At 43.9% G+C, this 17,308-nt stretch carries 16 protein-coding genes and 1 pseudogene; 11 read left to right on the forward strand and 6 right to left on the reverse strand.

All coding sequences use genetic code 11. The features are described 5' to 3' along the window. Positions 1 to 159: 159 nt before the first annotated feature. The gene (locus tag H6A28_RS15240; RefSeq protein WP_239465380.1) at positions 160 to 1,536 is read left to right on the forward strand and encodes a hypothetical protein; all 1,377 of its coding nucleotides are present in this window, start codon (positions 160 to 162) and stop codon (positions 1,534 to 1,536) included. A gap of 172 nt (positions 1,537 to 1,708) precedes the next feature. On the opposite strand, the gene H6A28_RS14055 is transcribed toward H6A28_RS15240, so the two are convergent. Continuing rightward, positions 1,709 to 2,947, reverse strand: coding sequence for an AAA family ATPase (locus H6A28_RS14055; protein ID WP_204480890.1), 1,239 nt, complete (start codon positions 2,945 to 2,947; stop codon positions 1,709 to 1,711). Between the two features lie 493 nt (positions 2,948 to 3,440). On the opposite strand from H6A28_RS14055, the gene tnpB reads away from it, so the two are divergent. Next, positions 3,441 to 3,845 (forward strand): IS66 family insertion sequence element accessory protein TnpB, encoded by a 405-nt coding sequence (tnpB, locus tag H6A28_RS15245; RefSeq protein ID WP_239465381.1) that lies wholly within the window; start codon positions 3,441 to 3,443, stop codon positions 3,843 to 3,845. 314 nt (positions 3,846 to 4,159) lie between these two features. Here the strand turns inward: tnpB and H6A28_RS14065 are convergent, their stop codons facing one another. Together H6A28_RS14065 and H6A28_RS14070 are read right to left on the reverse strand one after the other, a co-directional pair. Next, positions 4,160 to 4,822, reverse strand: a complete 663-nt coding sequence (locus H6A28_RS14065) for a hypothetical protein (RefSeq protein WP_204480891.1) — start codon at positions 4,820 to 4,822, stop codon at positions 4,160 to 4,162. Positions 4,823 to 5,007: 185 nt separating this feature from the next. Beyond that, positions 5,008 to 5,205: pseudogene (locus H6A28_RS14070) on the reverse strand (tyrosine-type recombinase/integrase); the annotation flags it as partial. Positions 5,206 to 5,484: 279 nt separating this feature from the next. Between H6A28_RS14070 and H6A28_RS14075 the strand changes: the two are divergent. The 3 genes from H6A28_RS14075 to H6A28_RS14085 are packed head-to-tail and all read left to right on the forward strand — an operon-like array spanning position 5,485 to position 8,375. Beyond that, on the forward strand, positions 5,485 to 6,714 hold the full coding sequence (locus H6A28_RS14075; RefSeq protein ID WP_204480893.1) for a site-specific integrase: 1,230 nt from the start codon (positions 5,485 to 5,487) through the stop codon (positions 6,712 to 6,714). A 20-nt stretch (positions 6,715 to 6,734) separates the two neighbouring features. Beyond that, positions 6,735 to 7,985 (forward strand): site-specific integrase, encoded by a 1,251-nt coding sequence (locus H6A28_RS14080; RefSeq protein ID WP_204480894.1) that lies wholly within the window; start codon positions 6,735 to 6,737, stop codon positions 7,983 to 7,985. 9 nt (positions 7,986 to 7,994) lie between these two features. Further along, positions 7,995 to 8,375 carry a transporter gene (locus tag H6A28_RS14085; protein ID WP_204480895.1) on the forward strand — a complete coding sequence of 127 codons (381 nt, stop codon included), beginning with the start codon at positions 7,995 to 7,997 and terminating at the stop codon, positions 8,373 to 8,375. A 100-nt stretch (positions 8,376 to 8,475) separates the two neighbouring features. On the opposite strand, the gene H6A28_RS14090 is transcribed toward H6A28_RS14085, so the two are convergent. The 3 genes from H6A28_RS14090 to H6A28_RS14100 are packed head-to-tail and all read right to left on the reverse strand — an operon-like array spanning position 8,476 to position 9,346. Next, the gene (locus H6A28_RS14090; protein ID WP_204480896.1) at positions 8,476 to 8,769 is read right to left on the reverse strand and encodes a helix-turn-helix domain-containing protein; all 294 of its coding nucleotides are present in this window, start codon (positions 8,767 to 8,769) and stop codon (positions 8,476 to 8,478) included. A gap of 30 nt (positions 8,770 to 8,799) precedes the next feature. Further along, positions 8,800 to 9,096 carry a helix-turn-helix domain-containing protein gene (locus H6A28_RS14095; RefSeq protein WP_113748264.1) on the reverse strand — a complete coding sequence of 99 codons (297 nt, stop codon included), beginning with the start codon at positions 9,094 to 9,096 and terminating at the stop codon, positions 8,800 to 8,802. Between the two features lie 55 nt (positions 9,097 to 9,151). Further along, positions 9,152 to 9,346: a hypothetical protein gene (locus H6A28_RS14100; protein WP_204480897.1), complete on the reverse strand. Its 195-nt coding sequence runs from the start codon at positions 9,344 to 9,346 to the stop codon at positions 9,152 to 9,154. 259 nt (positions 9,347 to 9,605) lie between these two features. Between H6A28_RS14100 and H6A28_RS14105 the strand changes: the two genes are divergently transcribed. The 6 genes from H6A28_RS14105 (at position 9,606) to H6A28_RS14130 (ending at position 17,187) form a co-directional block, all read left to right on the forward strand. Further along, positions 9,606 to 10,217 carry a TetR/AcrR family transcriptional regulator gene (locus tag H6A28_RS14105; protein ID WP_204480898.1) on the forward strand — a complete coding sequence of 204 codons (612 nt, stop codon included), beginning with the start codon at positions 9,606 to 9,608 and terminating at the stop codon, positions 10,215 to 10,217. Between the two features lie 130 nt (positions 10,218 to 10,347). Then, the gene (locus H6A28_RS14110) at positions 10,348 to 11,169 is read left to right on the forward strand and encodes a class I SAM-dependent methyltransferase (protein WP_122120998.1); all 822 of its coding nucleotides are present in this window, start codon (positions 10,348 to 10,350) and stop codon (positions 11,167 to 11,169) included. A 10-nt stretch (positions 11,170 to 11,179) separates the two neighbouring features. Further along, on the forward strand, positions 11,180 to 12,982 hold the full coding sequence (locus H6A28_RS14115; protein ID WP_204480899.1) for an ABC transporter ATP-binding protein: 1,803 nt from the start codon (positions 11,180 to 11,182) through the stop codon (positions 12,980 to 12,982). A 7-nt stretch (positions 12,983 to 12,989) separates the two neighbouring features. Next, positions 12,990 to 13,610, forward strand: a complete 621-nt coding sequence (locus tag H6A28_RS14120) for a class I SAM-dependent methyltransferase (protein WP_204480901.1) — start codon at positions 12,990 to 12,992, stop codon at positions 13,608 to 13,610. A gap of 8 nt (positions 13,611 to 13,618) precedes the next feature. Beyond that, positions 13,619 to 15,349, forward strand: a complete 1,731-nt coding sequence (locus H6A28_RS14125) for an ABC transporter ATP-binding protein (protein WP_204480902.1) — start codon at positions 13,619 to 13,621, stop codon at positions 15,347 to 15,349. A gap of 71 nt (positions 15,350 to 15,420) precedes the next feature. After that, a complete protein-coding gene (locus tag H6A28_RS14130; protein WP_204480904.1) occupies positions 15,421 to 17,187 on the forward strand; it encodes a hybrid sensor histidine kinase/response regulator in 1,767 nt (588 codons plus the stop codon). Positions 17,188 to 17,308 lie beyond the last annotated feature (121 nt).

Consider the following 17,308-nt stretch of genomic DNA (forward strand, 5'->3'; position numbering starts at 1 on the left):
TTATCCTCTGAGAACATAGTGGTAATCGCTTAAATGTTATAACTTGACACTATAAATTTAATGCTTTTATCGCTATGTTCCTAATTATCAAACGAATAATTTTATTCCTTATATCGAACTCACGTTAATATAGATAACAGAGCCAGACGTATATGTTACTTGTCTGCTACACCTATTCCTGAAATATACTTGGATTATATCCCTCAATTAGCCAATCTTCCTTATTATAAGTTACAATGGGATCCGGCTGTCATTGAAGAACCGACACTGAAAGTACGGCAAATGAAAAAAGGTGAGAATGCAGTGAAGTTATGTACTGAGCTGATACAGAAATATAGGAATAATGGGTATTTTGAACGTAAAATTATACAGGGAAATGTGGTGTATTCTCGTGAAGCTTGTATCTTTCTTAACGAAGTAAAGTCCATTATAAGGATTATCGAAAAGAATAATTTGCTTCCGGAAGAAGTTACAATTTTATGTTCAGAAAGTAAAAGTTCAGAACTGCCAAAGGGTTTTACAATAGGCGGTTTATGTACCGATCGCAATAATCCGATAAACAAGACCTTTACGTTTTGTACAAAAGCTTCTTTCGAGGGTGTAGATTTTTATTCTACAAATGCCAGTACTTATATTTTTATTGATGGAGGAAAAGAGTGGTTAAGTCTCGATGTTGCAATTGATCTTTCACAGATTCTTGGAAGGCAAAGGCTTGACTGTAATCCATTTCGTCATGATGCTACATTATACTATAAAACTGTTCCAAATCCTGTAACAGAAGTTGAGTTCAGGCAAAGTCAGAGTGAGATGGAGCAGACTACAAAAGAACGTCTTGACATGTATGATGCAAGTCCAGAAAAATCAAAAAAATGGTTAGTTGATCTTCATCTCAAAATATCGCCTGAAGAGAAATTCGTAAGTGATTATGTTGATGTCATACAGAAAAATGGTCAGTCCACACTTGGTTTCAATTATCTGGTTATGGCTGCCAAGTGGAATCAGTGGTATCAAAGACGTTATTATTATAGTAATTCACATCAATTGATATCAGGTATTCAGTCTGCATTAGGAATAGGACGGAAGCCTGTAGAAGTAAGGGATTTTGAGTCATGGTATAATAACGCATCAGATAAAGACAAACTTGCTGGATATGCTGATTTTAGAAATAAATACCCTCAATATGATGAGTGGATTTTCCAGAACCCATTTATAGATTTACGTTTTCATCAGTGGTATGCTACCTTGGGTTATTCAACTTTAAAGAGAGTGAATTTTAAAGAGGATAAGGTAATAAATATCTACAATGAGTATTGTGTGCAAGATTTAATAAAGACTGCTTGCATAAATGCTTTTGAAGTTGGAAAAATTTACTCTCTCAAAGACGTAAAAAACATGCTGCAACAAATATATGACCATGCTGGATTTTTTGGGAAAACAGCCAAAGCGACAGATTTAGGGAAGTATCTTTGTTCCCAAAAAGTGCAGCGTACTGATGGACAAGGTAATCGTCTTTGGTATATTGAAATTTTAGGGTAGTCATTCGGGGTGGATTAAGGTTGGTATAATGCAATAATTCTTTATCCCGAATTGTGACTCAATTCGGGATAAATTATGGAGGTAAGCTACGTAACGGTTTGCCTCTATTTTTATTTTATGAGACTCTTATTATGCCATAATTAGGTTACATTTATGAGTGTTTTGTGTGTTGTTAATTGGCTGGTAATGGTTCACATATAATTGTTTCTTGTTTGATTGACTTTATGTATTTATTCACAGTCTTTCGGCATAGCTGTAAGAGGTCGGCGATATGCTGTTGAGTTTTTCCTTCATTATATAGCTGCTTTATTTGTGATAATACTTCTTGTGTAACCTTTCTACGCTTATCTTGCTTTGCGGAATTAGGTTGAGCATTATTTTCAACAGGTTGATTGTCTTTTACTGCTATATGTTCGGTATTGGCTAGGGTGGATTCTTTAGTTATTCTGGGTTTTGCTGTTTTTGGGGTAGGTAAAGCAGCTTCTTCAGGTATAGAACATTCATACTCAAGATGTAGATAAGGATGAGATGCTATATTGCAAACAGATACTTCACTCGGAGTACTACCGAATTTATATTTAAGAATTTTTAATACTCGTTTGCGGTTTCCGAATCTTGACTCTGTTAATGCTATTGCAGAGTTGGCAAACCTGCTAAATTCAGCGGAGCCTGATAAGTCATTAAGTTCAAGAGGCTTGTGCTTTTTATAATTTTTTGCAGTGTGTATTACAATTATGACAGTAAGATTGCATCCTTGCCTTTCGTATTTAGCTTTTAATGTGTTTATAGATAGGAAGAAACCATTTACATCCTTCGTGCTTTTACTTCTATTAAAACACGCAATGTTATCAAAAATTACTGTGCAATCTTCATGTGGATGTTCACTGGTTATACGTTGATGTACGTCATTATATAATTTCCCCAAGCTATCTAGTTCTCCACCTTGTATCCGTATAAATGTATTGGGATATTTACCCATATTCTCTCCAAAGCGTTTGCGTATATCAGAGTTTCTCATTTCTCCATCATAATAATAAACCTGTTGTGGTTTTATTACCTGATTGTCATTATTGGGAGCTATCTTAGATTTTTTTCCTCCAGCTATATCTAACCCTATTTGCATTGCTAATATGGATTTACCAGTATTAGGAGCTCCAACAATTAGACAAGTATCCCCTTTATAAAGCATGTTGTGAATTAAGCTTATTTCTTGGGTGCTTGTATCTTTGTTTATAGCATCATTGAGTGTTTCTGAAGGAGCTAATTTGTCAGACCTTTTAATGATATGATTTGTTTGTACTACATTTTTCTTACACCACCATTTTTCTATCTGCTTAACAAATTTTTTACCTATATATACGATTAATTGTACCGCACTCCTTTCTATTATCTTCTTTAGGCTCTTATTCATACCTTAATAACTGATTTAATTTTAGCTGCAAAACTATTTTTTTATTTGATTATTTCTAAAGGAAATTAGTAGTATAAAATAGCAGATGATTAAATTGTAATTATTGATAATTATTGCTATTTATTTCTATTTATTACTAGTCGCATAATGTGTTGATGGGCATTATTTGCGATAGATGAGATAGCATAAGGTTCTCTTTTGTGGTATAGCTGAAAGACTCCACCCAGATAAACGCTCCTTGATAAAAATACTTCATATAGACTAAAGGTAAGCATCCGATTAAGTACACATTGTAAGGCTATTCACTCTTCCGTTGTTTGGCTAACAAAAAACATGGAACGAATAATGAGTAAAGAAGTATTTAGTCTGTTTATGAAAGATAATGAATAGTGGCCTGCCTGTAAGAGATTTTTGTGAGAATGAATAAGATTCATTCTCCTGTTTCCATTACTGGAAGAAGAAATTTGCTCTGAGCCGTACTTGAATCAGTCATTTGGACAAGCCTCCTGATGATACATTGATTCCATTGGGCCTGCATTGCAAGGGAAATCTTCCGTCAAGCGAGGCTAGCGACGTAACGATGGATTTCCCTTCCGGAATTAGAATCCATTTTGACAGCCATGGAAATCCTGACCTGACATTTGGATTGATACATAAATTATGCGCCATGTTCTGTGTGAATAATCTTATGCGCTATTTCCTGTGTCCCGGAAAGACGGACATGCACAAGGGGATCAATTCTCTGTGCGGAGTGGTTCACGACCGGATGGGACATGACGTTCGTCTGGGCGATGTCTTCATCTTCATAAACAGAAGCAGGACCACCATGAAGCTCCTCCATGCTGAAGACGGCGGCATGGTATTGTATGTGAAACGGTCGGAAATTGAAGAAGGCTAACAATACTCTAATTGAAGTCAAATAGAAGAATAGCTAATTCTGCCTATCAACTTTATATTTGCTTATAGGTAAAGTTTGTGGTTTTATGAATCTACAATGTGTATTTTATTGGGTGTTTACAACTAAAGAATACAAGATGGAATAAGTTAGGCATTGAATCTGTTACAGCTTTAAAGTAAACACGCCTTTAACGTGAATTTATTAATGACGGGCATTAATAGCAATTCCCTGATTATATGAACGGGGGCAGGTTTTTATTTTTGTGAGAATATTCAATGGATGTAGCTTTATATTTTGCATTTATGAAGACTAAGTTATTTTTCTATATCGGATTTAATTTTTTCTAATTTTTTCTTTGCATCTATATATTGAGATTCGTTTTCCAGATTTTTTCGTTTGTAATTATTATAACCAGATTCATTGCCTGTAATATCGAAATAGTAACTTGCAGATTTAAAGGTAGGAATCTCGCTTAAGATTCCGCAGTCTTTGGCTGCTTTCATTATTATCATTGCTTTTTTGCCTTTTCCCCATTGGCATAATTTCTTTAATTCTTTAATATAAAGCTCTTGATATTCTTGTTTATCAGTTGTGAATGGAATGGTAATATCTGCTTTAGGGCGACCTCGTTTTACCATTTTAGGTTTTGAAAGTATTTTGATTATATCGTTTTTTCTTTCTTCAATTATCTTAAAAATAATATTATCTAATCTTCCATTTTGACATACTTCAGTATACAAGGTTAAATACGGATAAGAATCTGTATTATTATATGATTTGTATATCTTAATGCACTCTTCAGGTGAGAAACATAATGTGTTTGGTATATGCATATTCTTTAGTTTTGATTCATAATTTTTGGGGCCTAATTTATGTCTTGTTCTGCGTTGACCAGGTGTTTCGTTTCTAATAGCTTTTAGTATTGCTTCTTTTATTGCTTCTTTTGGGGATTTTTGGGATTCTTCTTTCCTTTCCATAATGTAACTTTATTTTTTATAGTTTCAAATTTATAAAAATGAAAGGACAAATTAAAACCATTATTATGATTATGTATTTATTTTCCAAGAATATATAATAAAGTGCTGTGTTGATGTTTATTTATCAGAAATAATTATTATCCCACTCACAATAACTGCAAGTGGGATAATCTTAATTGGAGGGGTTAGAGGTTTGAATCTCCAGTAAATGTTTCCATGAGCCTATCCATCTGCTCACCTATGCACTTATCTATCAGTTTGGCATAATGAGTAGTCATTCTGGTATTGGTATGACCAAGCATCTTAGAAACGACTTCCAGTGAGATATTATTAGCTAAAGTAACGGTGCTGGCGAATGTGTGGCGGCTGGTATGGAACAGAACCCACAGAGCACCCGTCAGCAAACAAGTAAAGATAAAACGTAACCCGTTTGAAATGAGCGGTTTTTCACTATTCTGCCAAATGCCGGAAACGCAACGGAGTGCGGAATATTGAGCCATTTCAGTTACCAAGCCGTTAGCTGTCAGTTACCGAAGCAAGGACAGGTAACATACGGAAAATGAAATAGTTGTACGCCCGTGCCGATTGCGCTGATACGCACCGTTCTGCAAATCAATGGACGCTTACTCATAAGTTAATTTTGCAACAAAAACAGTAAGCGTATGAAAATTGAAAAATTCAAGGTGCTGCTCTACCTGAAAAAGAGCGGAACGGACAATTCGGGCAAAGCCCCGATAATGGGTCGTATCACAGTGAACCGCACGATGGCGCAGTTCGGATGCAAGCTGTCGTGCAAGCCGGAGTTGTGGAACGCAAGGGAAAGCCGTCTGGACGGCAAGAGCCGCGAGGCGGTGGAAACCAACGCGAAACTGGACAAGTTGCTGCTTGCGGTCAATGCGGCGTTTGATACGTTGGTGGAGCGTGGGCAGGACTTTGACGCTACGGCAGTCAAGGACTTGTTCCAAGGCAGTATGGATACGCAGATGACCCTGCTGAGAATGACCGACCGCATCTGCGAGGACTTGAAGGCACGTATCGGCATCGACCGTGCCAAAGGAACCTACCCCGGCTATTACTACATGAGAAGGACATTGGGCGAATTCATCGAGTGGCAGTTCAAGACGAAGGACATCGCTTTTGGGCAACTTTCCGAACAGTTCATACACGACTACCAGAACTTCGTGATGGACGTGAAAGGCTTGGCGGTGGACACCGTGCGCCACTATCTCGCCATCTTGAAAAAGGTATGCCGCATCGCCTACAAGGAGGGGTATGCGGAAAGATGCTTCTTTGCAAATTTCACCTTACCGCAAAAGACAGAACGTACACCGAGGGCATTGAGCCGCGAGGACTTCGAGAAAATCCGTGACGTGGAGATACCCGCATGGCGTACCACGCACATCCTTGTACGTGACCTTTTTCTGTTTGCCTGCTATACCGGCACTGCCTATGCGGATGCGGTGAGCGTCACCCGTGAGAACCTCTATACGGACGATGAGGGCAACCTGTGGCTTAAATACCGCCGCCAGAAGAACGAGCTTCGGGCGAGCGTGAAGCTGCTGCCGGAAGCCCTCGCCCTAATTGAGAAATACCATGATGACAACCGCCCGACGCTGTTCCCGATGGTATACCATCCAAACCTCCGCCGGCACATGAAATCCCTTGCCGTCCTCGCAGGGGTAAGCAGCACCTTGTGCTACCATCAGGCACGCCACTCCTTCGCCTCGCTGATTACGCTGGAAGCCGGAGTGCCGATTGAAACCATCAGCCGGATGCTTGGTCACTCCGATATAACCACGACCCAAGTCTATGCCCGTGTCACCCCGAAAAAGCTGTTTGAAGACATGGACAAATACATCGAGGCGACCAAAGACTTGAAACTTGTTCTCTAACTAATAAAAACATTACAACCATGCGCAGTACATTTTCCATATTACCGTACATCAACCGTAACAAGGTAAAGGCTGACGGCACGACCGCCGTCCTCTGCCGCATCACAATAGACGGCAAGAGTTCCACGATGGCGACGGGCATCTATTGCAGACCGGAGGACTGGAACAGCAGCAAGGGAACCATTCGCACCGTCCGCGAGAGCAACCGCTTGCAGGAGTTCAAGAAGTCCGTTGAACTTGCTTATGAGGATTCGTTAAAGAAACAGAACGTGGTGAGTGCCGAACTGCTCAAAAATGCGCTGGCAAGGAAAGCCGTCATACCCACCAAGCTGCTGCAGATGGGCGAAAGGGAGCGTGAACGGCTGCTTGCCCGTTCAAAGGAAATAAACTCCACGTCCACCTACCGCCATTCGGGATATTACCAGAAATACCTGAAAGACTATCTCACATCGTTGGGCAAGGAGGACATCGAGTTCAGCGACATTACGGAGGAGTTCGGCAGTTCCTACAAGGCTTTCATGAAGCGCAACAAGAATTTCAGCGCACAGCAAATCAACAAGTGCCTGTGCTGGCTGAGCAAGCTGATGTACCTCGCCGTGGACTACGAGATACTCCGTGCCAACCCGTTGGAGGACATGGAATACGAGAAGAAGCCCGCGCCGAAGCACAGGCATATCAGCCGTGCGGAACTGAAAGCCATCCTTGAAACGCCCATGTTCGACCCGTTGCAGGAACTTGGGCGCAGGGCATTTTTGTTTTCAACGTTCACTGGCTTGGCGTATGTGGACATCATGCTGCTCCATCCGCACCATATCGGCACGACGGCGGACGGCAGGCGTTACATCCGCATCAACCGCAAGAAGACCAACGTGGAGGCGTTCATCCCCCTGCATCCGATAGCGGAGCAGATACTCGACCTCTACAACACGACCGACGACACGAAGCCCGTGTTTCCACTTCCGAGCCGTGACGAGATGTGGTTCGAGATACACGAGCTGGGCGTGGCGATAGGACGGAAAGAAAACTTGTCCTACCATCAAAGCAGACACTCGTTTGGAACTTTCTTGATTTCGGAGGGCATACCCATTGAGAGCATCGCCAAGATGATGGGGCACTCAGGCATAAAGACCACCCAGCGGTACGCGGAGGTGACTGACAAGAAGATTTCAAAGGACATGGACACTCTGATGGCGGTCAGAATGATGTACGGAACGGGCAAATGGTACAAAAGACAAGAACTGCCAAAAGGAACAAGCATTGATAATAAATAAATATGAGGCATGACAATGGAACGGGGAATAATCACAATCACAGAAAACGGGGCGGTTGCCATGCCGACCGCTCCCGTTTGGATGACGCAGCAGGAAATGTCCGATGCGTTCAACGTGTTCGGCTGCCACATCCGCAAGGCTGTCCATGCCATATACAAGAATGGCGAATTGTTGGAAAGCGAAACGAAGCGGTACATCAAACAGGACAACGGGATAAACTACGATGTTTACAGCCTTGAAATGGTGATAGCCGTTTCCTTCAAGTTAAGAGATCGGGAGAGCATGGCTTTCCGGCGGTTCATCATGAGCAGGCTGACCATGAACAACAGACAGCCCGTCAACCTTTTCTTTTCGCTCTCCCCGTCACGTGGAAAGAGAGCGGGAAATTGAGCAGACCTCAGACGGCGTAAGAGATACCCTCAAACGACGTGTAAGGCTATCTCTTACGCCGTTTGAGGGTAACACCGTTTTACAGGGAATTCCCGTCAGCCTACCTGAACGCTTCCCGGTAATTGGCGGCAAGCATCCGTTCTATGTCCGATTCCTTGTACAGAATCTTGCCGCCCAACTGGTAATAGGCGATTATGCCGTTGTTGCGGTAGTCCTGCAAGGTGCGCCGGCTCACTTTCAGCCGTGCCGACACCTCCCTGTCCGTCAGGAAGCGTTCACCACCCAATGTCGGACGGCTGTTTGCCATAAAGTTCTCGATACCGTCCAGCAGACGGTCAAGGCTGTCGCCGAACTCGGCGACAAGCGCATGGTTCTTGGTAATTATTTCACTCATTGTCACGTTGGATTTAGTGGTACATAATAATCAAACGGCTTTGTCTGCCAGCTTACCTTCAACGGGCTTGACGATGCGCAGCACATCCTCCGGTCGGTAAAACACCTTGTGGTTTATCTGCGAATAAGCCAGTGTGCCGTTGTCACGCAGGGTCTGCAAGGTGCGCGGACTGATGTTCAACTGTTGGCAGACCTCTTGGTTGTCCATCCAACGGTTTAATGACTTGCTGCCTTGCTTGGCAAGGAGTTCGTTCACACGGTCTGAGAAACGGCTGAACTTCGCCGCCATTTCCTCGAATGCTTCTTTCTGAAAAATCAATACTTCCATTGTCGATACTGTTTTTAATGTTGATACTCGGTTTTGGACGCAAGGTAAATGGGCATTACGCATCAAACGATGGGTTGGCACAATCGTGGCAGCTTGTGGCAGGGAGTGGCGTTATCCGCCGACCCCGTGACGGCTGTTCCAAGCGTCCGTGATGCAAAGGAAAGCGAAGTCCGGCACAATCCAACCGCTTCGCACCTGCGTGGCAGCATTTGGCATCGGTGTGGTAGCCTGTGGCGTTCATCAGGTTCAAATAAGCCTGCTAATAAACCTGAGCTTGATGTAGAATGAAGTAAGACTTTATTTTATGGAATAGGATTGATTTGAAGAAACATAAAAGCCAACCCATCAAGGAGAAGTTTTGATGGGGAGCAGGTTTGTGTTTCGGGCATACCGAAACGGTTCGCTCCCCATGTTTTGGAAGACGCAAAATCCCTAAAAATAGGTATTGCACGACAATTTCAAGCCTTATACCTTTGCAAAAAATTAAAAACAGACATTGTTCGTTATAAATGCAAGTGCTGAAAGAGGACATAAGGGGTCGGATATTGACGATTGCCAGACAGCAATTCGAGAAGAAAGGCTATTCCAAGACTTCCATGCGCGAAATAGCGGAATTGTCGAGTGTTGGTGTTGGGAATATCTATAACTACTTCACAAGCAAAGATGAATTATTCCGTGAAGTGGTCCGTCCTGTTTTGTGCGCTTTGGAAGCCATGCTGCAAGAACACCACGGCATACGGGGCGAAGATATTATGATGATGCGGTCGGAAAAATACCTGAAATCCTGCATTGACGAATATGTTTCGCTTATAGACAAACACCGTTCGCTAATGGAAATACTATTGTTCCGTGCGCAAGGTTCTTCATTGGAATGCTTCCGTGAGAATTATACCGACCGTTCCACGGAATTGGTTAAGGCGTGGTTCGCGTCCATGCAGCGGAAACATCCCGAAATCAATACGGCTGTGTCCGATTTTATCATTCATTTGCATACGGTATGGATGTTCACGATGTTCGAGGAGCTATTGATGCATTCCGTACCCCGGCAAGAGATGGAGGCTATTTTGCACGATTATATTCTGTTTGAAATCCAAGGTTGGAGGGCTATTATCAAGATATGAGATACAGACAACGTACATACGAACATTCAACCGCATCAGAACGGTTGGTAAGGAGGAAATCTTCACGGAGGTTTCCTCCTTTTTTTATGAACAATTCTGAATATCGTTCACTATTAAACACTCCAAGAATATGAGACAGAAATACGAGTTTAAGAGTATTGTAGCGGAAACATTGCTTATTCCGCTATACATGAGAGCCAAAGAAAGTCGCCGGAATAATCCCATTCTATATGACAAGGCTGCGGAATGGCTGGCGGACAGTTTGGAATACGATTATTCCCAGTTCGACGGGGCAAAGTTGAGCGAAGTGGGATGCGTGGTGCGTGGATGGTATTTTGACTGCGCTGTGCGCCGATTTATTAAAGCACATTCGCATCCGGTCGTGGTCAATGTGGGATGTGGACTGGATACCCGTTTCCAGCGTATCGGAAGTCAGAAAGCAGTCTTTTATGATTTGGATTTGCCTGAGGTCATTGCTCTACGCCGGGAATTGATACCCGAACAGCCGGACAATGTCTATATTGAAGCGTCTTTGTTGGAGACCGACTGGATGGATGACCTGCGCCGGAAGCACCCCGAAGCAGAATTTATCTTCATCGTGGAGGGGGTACTGATGTACTTCTACGAGAAGCAAGTAAAATCCTTCCTGCATCACGTGGCAAACCGTTTCGGGGGAGGTGAATTGTGGTTTGACGTGTGCGGCACGATAATGAGCCGACATGGTGTGAAGCCCGATTCGCTCCGCAAACACGAGGCTCAAATCCGTTCCGGCATAAGCAACGGGTATGTGGTGGAACAATGGGAACCGTCTTTAAAGCTCATTGAACAGGCTAACTATATGAAGTTCTTCCGTTCACGCTGGGGATTCTTCTTCGGGCAGATATTGGGGCGCATCCCTTGGCTCTGCTACAAATTCAGTTCATTGCTCGGATATAAAATCACATCAAAATAGCGTAATAACAATGGAAAAGTCAAAAAAGAAAAAAGGTTTGTCCCGTCTGTTCGAGATAGCGGGACAAAGGAAAGGTCTGCTTATATTAGCAGGTCTGCTGTCGGCTGGCAGCGCGGTGTGTATGCTTGTGCCTTATTGGGCAGTTTATGAAATTTTGAAAGAGTTGCTGTCGAATGGCTCCAATCTTTCCGCTTTGGACGGAACGGACATGATGCGTTGGGGATGGATTGCATTTGGAGGGCTTGTTGGCGGATTGATATTGCTCTATGCCGCCCTGATGTCCTCACATGTGGCTGCATTCCGTATCTTGTATGGGTTGCGTGTCCGTCTGTCTGAACATATCGGCAAACTGCCTTTGGGATATTTGAACAATACCTCTACGGGAGCCATCAAGAAAACAATGGACCAGAATATCGAGAAAATAGAGGGCTTCATCGCCCATACCATTCCGGATTTGGTCAATGTAATGGCAACGGTAGTGGTAATGCTGGTCATCTTTTTCTCGCTGGATGTGTGGCTGACAATCGTGTGCCTGGCCGTTGTGGTGCTTAGCTTATTCCTGCAATTTTCTAATTTCATGGGAAAAAGGGCAAGGGAGTTCATGGCCATCTATTACGATGCGCAGGAAAAGATGAGCGCGTCCGCCGTGCAGTATGTACGGGGAATGCCCGTAGTCAAGATTTTCGGGCAGAGCGTCCGCTCATTCCGCCAGTTCAATACCGAAATTCAGGCATACAAGACATTCGCCTTGAAATGTTGTGACACATATCAGAACGGTATGATAGCATTTACCGTCTTGCTTAATTCGATGGTTACGTTTATTCTTCCTATGGGTATTCTGCTGTTGCAAGCCAGTCCGCATTCACTCTCATTGGCTGTGGTGTGGCTGTTTTTTATCATCATGGGACCGGGTATGGCTTCGCCCGTTTACAAACTGACTTTTTTAGGAGGGAATACGCGCGACATCAACGAAGGAGTAAACCGCATTGACCGCATACTGGAAAAGAAACCTGTGCCGGAGCCGGGACATCCGCAAGTGCCTGCTGCTTACGATGTAGAGTTCCGTCATGTATCATTCTTCTACGAAAACACGGAACAGGGAACACGAACGGAAGCCTTGCGTGATGTCAGCTTCAAAGCTCCACAAGGAAAGATAACCGCCCTTGTCGGTCCTTCAGGAAGCGGAAAATCAACGGTTGCCAACCTAATACCCCGGTTCTGGGATGTGGAGCAAGGGGAAATTTGTATAGGAGGTATTGACATTCGTCAGATAGATACGGCAAAACTGATGGACATGGTTTCATTTGTATTTCAAGACACTTTCCTTTTTTACGACACATTATATGAGAACATTGCCGTAGGTTCTCCAGATGCTACAAAAGAAAAGGTGATAGCCGCTGCGAAAGCTGCCCAATGCCACGATTTCATAGAGCGTTTGCCGCAAGGCTACGAAACAAGGATAGGCGATAAAGGTGTATTCCTGTCCGGCGGTGAAGCCCAACGGATATGTGTGGCTCGTGCCATATTGAAGAATGCTCCGATACTGGTGTTGGACGAAGCGACTGCTTTCGCTGACCCCGAAAACGAGCATAAAATGCAGATGGCTTTGCAGTCGCTGATAAAGGACAAGACGGTCATTGTGATTGCCCATCGCCTTTCTTCCATTATTTCTGCGCATCAGATTGTCGTCATGAAAGAAGGAAGCATTGTGCAATGCGGAAGGCATGAACAATTGTCTGTGACGGAGGGTGTATATAAAAATATGTGGGATGCCTATACGAGCGCATACCATTGGACATTGAACAAAAACTAAAAGCAATATGAGAAAGAAGAATTTCTTAAACAAGGTCTTGCAAAACACAAGTTGTCCGCAAGGATTTTGGGGACGGATGATTTTGCGAGGAATGAATTGTTTTCATGCATCCTTAGCTAATCGTGGCATGAAGCAAGTGGAATGGCAGCCGAATTGGAATGTACTTGATATAGGCTGTGGCGGTGGTGCGAATTTGAAACGTTTATTGAATTTATGTCCGAAAGGAAATATCTACGGCATAGACCTGTCAGAAGAAAGTGTTTCATTCGCCCAAAAGTACAACGAAAAAGACTTGAATAAAAGATGTTTCATACAACAAGGGAATGTTTGTTCATTACCTTATGAGGATGGATTCTTTAATGCTATCACGGCTTTTGAAACGGTCTATTTCTGGTCGCCTGTAAACATAGCGTTGTCTGAAGTGGCGCGTGTTCTCCGAGAAGGAGGTTGTTTCCTTATTAGTCTGGAAGCGAGCGACCCCGAACTTGGAAAAATGTGGAGGGAACGGATAGACGGTATGGTTGTCTATACTCCGGCAGAATTGGAAGAACGGTTGCATGAAGCCGGATTTTCATCCATCAGAACAATCCGTAAAAAGGAAGAAATACATATTATAGCATATAAATAAAATAAGATATGAATGCAATAAAGAATATTACAATAGGTCACACGGAAAGACTTTACAAGCCGGTGGGTTACACCATGCTTGCCAACTTAGTGAATATAGTACCGTTTTGTCTTTCTATAGAAGCGATACGTATCATTTTCAGTGCATTTGACGGGAGCGGACAGCCGCTTGACACGACCCGCCTGTGGTGGATATTCGGCATTATGGCTGTTTATATGCTGGTCATGGCTTTGGCAGAACGGGCATCCTACCGAGCCAATTTTAGAGGAGCATACGAAATGAGTGCTTCCGGGCGTTTGTCGCTGGCGGAGCACTTGCGGAAACTATCGTTGGGCTTTTTGTCGAAACGTGATCCGGGTGATTTGTCGTCTATGCTTGTTACGGACTTCATGATGGCAGAAACTGGAATTTCGCACCACCTGCCCCAACTTATGGGTGCCATAGTCATGCCCGTACTGGCTTTTGCTTCGCTTGTATGGATAGATTGGAGGATGGCTGTCAGTATGTTTGCCGCCTTGCCGCTTGCCTTGCTCGTCCTGTGGGCAAGCACAAAGGCACAGCGGAAGTTAAGCGGCAGGCAAATTCAAGCAAAAATAAATGCTGGAAATCGGTTGGAAGAATACTTACAGGGTATTCGTGTAATGAAAGCGTACAATCTGATAGGTGACCGCTTTGTTAGGTTGCGCGATGCTTTTGCGGAACTTCGCCGTGCTTGCATCCGTCAGGAAGCCTTGTTAGGCCCGTTTGTTCTGTTGAGCATTACTCTGGTACGTGCCGGGCTGACAATGATGGTGCTATGCGGAACTTATCTTTTATTGGGAGGAAAACTTTCAATCCTTGTATTTGTGCTGTTCCTTGTGGTCGGTTCTCGTGTGTTTGACCCGCTGACTTCCGCACTGACAAACTTTACCGAGTTCCGCTATTTTTCCATTGCCGGTGGACGCATCCTTTCCTTGATGAACGAGCCGGAGATGAAAGGAGAACGGCAATCCCCGGCAGCGGGCGACATCCGGTTTGAACACGTATCGTTTGCCTATCAGGACAAGGAAGTGTTGCATGATATAAACATTACGCTCCCGAAAAACTCCTTGACGGCTCTTGTCGGACCTTCGGGAAGCGGGAAAAGTACGGTGATGAAGCTTTGCGCCCGTTTCTACGACCCACAGAAAGGATGTATCTTTTTCAATGGTGTTCCGATGAATGAGATAAATCCAGAAAGTCTGATGAGCCACATCTCTATGGTATTTCAGGATGTCTATCTGTTTCAGGACACCATACGCAATAATATCCGCTTTGGTAAAACTGACGCGACGGAAGAAGAAATTATAGCCGCAGCTAAAAAAGCCTGTTGCCATGATTTCATCATGCGGTTGCCCAAAGGATATGACACCTTGGTAGGCGAAGGAGGGTGTACCCTTTCGGGCGGAGAAAAGCAACGCATATCCATAGCCCGTGCCATGCTGAAAGACGCACAAATCATCCTGCTTGACGAAGCGACCGCCTCACTTGACCCCGAAAATGAAGTGGAAGTACAGAAAGCCATAGACACACTCATCAAAGGGCGTACTGTCATCGCCATTGCCCACAGACTTAAAACTATTAAGGGCGCAGACCAAATTATCGTGTTGGATAACGGACGGATAAGGGAAAAAGGTACGCATGAAACATTGATGCAGGCTAAAGGGTTGTATGCCCAACTATGGAACATTCAGGAACAAATCTCAGGATGGAAACTGTAAAAAGCGGCATAGAAATCAATAGGATGTCTGTTTTTATAAAGCAGGCATCCTTTCAAATAATAGATTCTTAAATGAATTTACGGAATAAAGTGTTAGTAGGATATTTTATCTTAGTTGTACTTATCGGCTTTATGGCATCAATTCTGGTACGTGAACGACATCGAATATCAGAAATTGATTTACAAAACAGCGAAGTACAGCAAGCTATACGTGATATTCACAATGTCCATCGATATATCACTCGGCTTACCATGTTGGGAGAGAGTGTCATTGATTGGAACAGAACAGACTGTAGTCATTACCGTATCCAACGTCTGTGTACAGATAGTCTGTTACAAGCATTGAAGTTCCATTGTGCAGCATATGTGTATCCAGCGCAGATAGACACTCTTCGCTCTCTACTGGCAAGCAAGGAGGAACATCTGCGGCATATCATGTCGGTATTTGAACGGCAGGAAGAAGCCGACAGTATTTTGGTGAACCACCTGCCCGAAGTGGCGAAACGTGCGACCAGTCTGCGCACCGTACAGCAGAAGAAAAAGGGCATCGCAGGTTTCTTCGGCGGCAAAAAGACCGTACAAGTACTTCCCTCAGCCCAAGAGTTGCACGAGTTTGGCGACAGCTTGATTGCCCTGCAACGGAAACAGGCGACGGAGATGGATGCCTACACCGACAGCCTTCGCACACGTAACCGGACATTGAACACCCAACTGAACCGTCTTGTCAGCGACCTTGACAGGCAGGCATTGGGGGCGTTCATACAGAAAGAGCGGAAGATGGTGGAGGCGCAAAGCCTATCCGTCAGGCTGTTCACCGCTACCATATCGGCAGCCATCATTCTGCTGTTCCTGTCCTATCTCACCATCCATAGGAAACTGAAACGCAACGCGGACGAAAAGAAAAAGCGTGAAAAGCTTATCGGCAAATTGCAGGAGAGCAACGCCAAGAACGAGGAACTTCTACGCTTGCGGCGCAACCTCATACAGAACGTAAGCCATGAACTGCGTACACCTTTGACCGCCATCAGCGGCAACGCCGAACTTTTGCTGAACGATGACAACAAGGATAGCCGAGTGCGCCATGCGGAAACAATAAAGACTTCGGCAGGACGCATGGCATCCATGCTGAACAGCCTCTTGGACTATTTCAGGTTGGACAGCAGGAAAGTGACAATCCTATCCAAACCATTCAGGCTAAACCTGATAGCGGATACTCTTGAAACGGAGTTTACCATGCAAGCAAAGTCAAAGCATTTGACCTTGACCGTTTGTAACTATGCGAATGAAGTAGTGGACGGCGACAAGAACCGTATTTTGAGCATAGGCGGCAACCTGCTTTCCAATGCCATCAAATTCACGGACAACGGCACTATTGCTCTGGCAACCAGATACAAGGGCGGTGTTTTTACGCTGACGGTGGAGGATACGGGTACGGGCATCAGCGAAGAACAAAAGGAACGGATATTCAAGCCTTTCGAGCGGCTGGGCAATGCCGCCACGCAGGACGGCTTCGGGTTGGGACTTCCCATCGTGAAACAGCTTGTGGAACTGATGAACGGACGTATATCGGTGGAAAGCGTAAAGGATAAAGGCAGCAAGTTCACCGTTGTTCTTCCATTGCCGAAAACCGAAGAAACAGAATCTGACGCGAAGAAAGAACAGGTGCAAGACATTATTTCAAATTACAGCGTAATGGTGATAGACAATGACCTTGTGACGCTCAGCATGATACGGGATATGCTTGTACAGAACGGCATAAGTTGTGATACTTGCCTGACGGTAGAAGAATTGACGGATAAAATGCGCGGAAAGGATTATGACATCCTAATAACCACGTGAGTTCGAAATAGTAATAAATATATTTCAGTGATAATTAGAAACATAGCGATAAAAGTATTAAATTTATAGTGCTGAATTATAAGATTTAAACGATTACCACTATGTTTCCAGAGTCTAAAGT

Source organism: Bacteroides mediterraneensis (assembly GCF_016900355.1).
In the GTDB taxonomy this organism is placed as follows: Bacteria; Bacteroidota; Bacteroidia; order Bacteroidales; family Bacteroidaceae; genus Phocaeicola.

Bases quoted from the DNA above. Each gene is read 5' to 3' on its own strand.
- H6A28_RS14055 (WP_204480890.1), bottom strand. From the start codon at position 2,947: ATGAATAAGAGCCTAAAGAAGATAATAGAAAGGAGTGCGGTACAATTA.
- H6A28_RS14065 (WP_204480891.1), bottom strand. From the start codon at position 4,822: ATGGAAAGGAAAGAAGAATCCCAAAAATCCCCAAAAGAAGCAATAAAA.
- H6A28_RS14075 (WP_204480893.1), top strand. From the start codon at position 5,485: ATGAAAATTGAAAAATTCAAGGTGCTGCTCTACCTGAAAAAGAGCGGA.
- H6A28_RS14080 (WP_204480894.1), top strand. From the start codon at position 6,735: ATGCGCAGTACATTTTCCATATTACCGTACATCAACCGTAACAAGGTA.
- H6A28_RS14085 (WP_204480895.1), top strand. From the start codon at position 7,995: ATGACAATGGAACGGGGAATAATCACAATCACAGAAAACGGGGCGGTT.
- H6A28_RS14090 (WP_204480896.1), bottom strand. From the start codon at position 8,769: ATGAGTGAAATAATTACCAAGAACCATGCGCTTGTCGCCGAGTTCGGC.
- H6A28_RS14095 (WP_113748264.1), bottom strand. From the start codon at position 9,096: ATGGAAGTATTGATTTTTCAGAAAGAAGCATTCGAGGAAATGGCGGCG.
- H6A28_RS14105 (WP_204480898.1), top strand. From the start codon at position 9,606: ATGCAAGTGCTGAAAGAGGACATAAGGGGTCGGATATTGACGATTGCC.
- H6A28_RS14110 (WP_122120998.1), top strand. From the start codon at position 10,348: ATGAGACAGAAATACGAGTTTAAGAGTATTGTAGCGGAAACATTGCTT.
- H6A28_RS14115 (WP_204480899.1), top strand. From the start codon at position 11,180: ATGGAAAAGTCAAAAAAGAAAAAAGGTTTGTCCCGTCTGTTCGAGATA.
- H6A28_RS14120 (WP_204480901.1), top strand. From the start codon at position 12,990: ATGAGAAAGAAGAATTTCTTAAACAAGGTCTTGCAAAACACAAGTTGT.
- H6A28_RS14125 (WP_204480902.1), top strand. From the start codon at position 13,619: ATGAATGCAATAAAGAATATTACAATAGGTCACACGGAAAGACTTTAC.
- H6A28_RS14130 (WP_204480904.1), top strand. From the start codon at position 15,421: ATGAATTTACGGAATAAAGTGTTAGTAGGATATTTTATCTTAGTTGTA.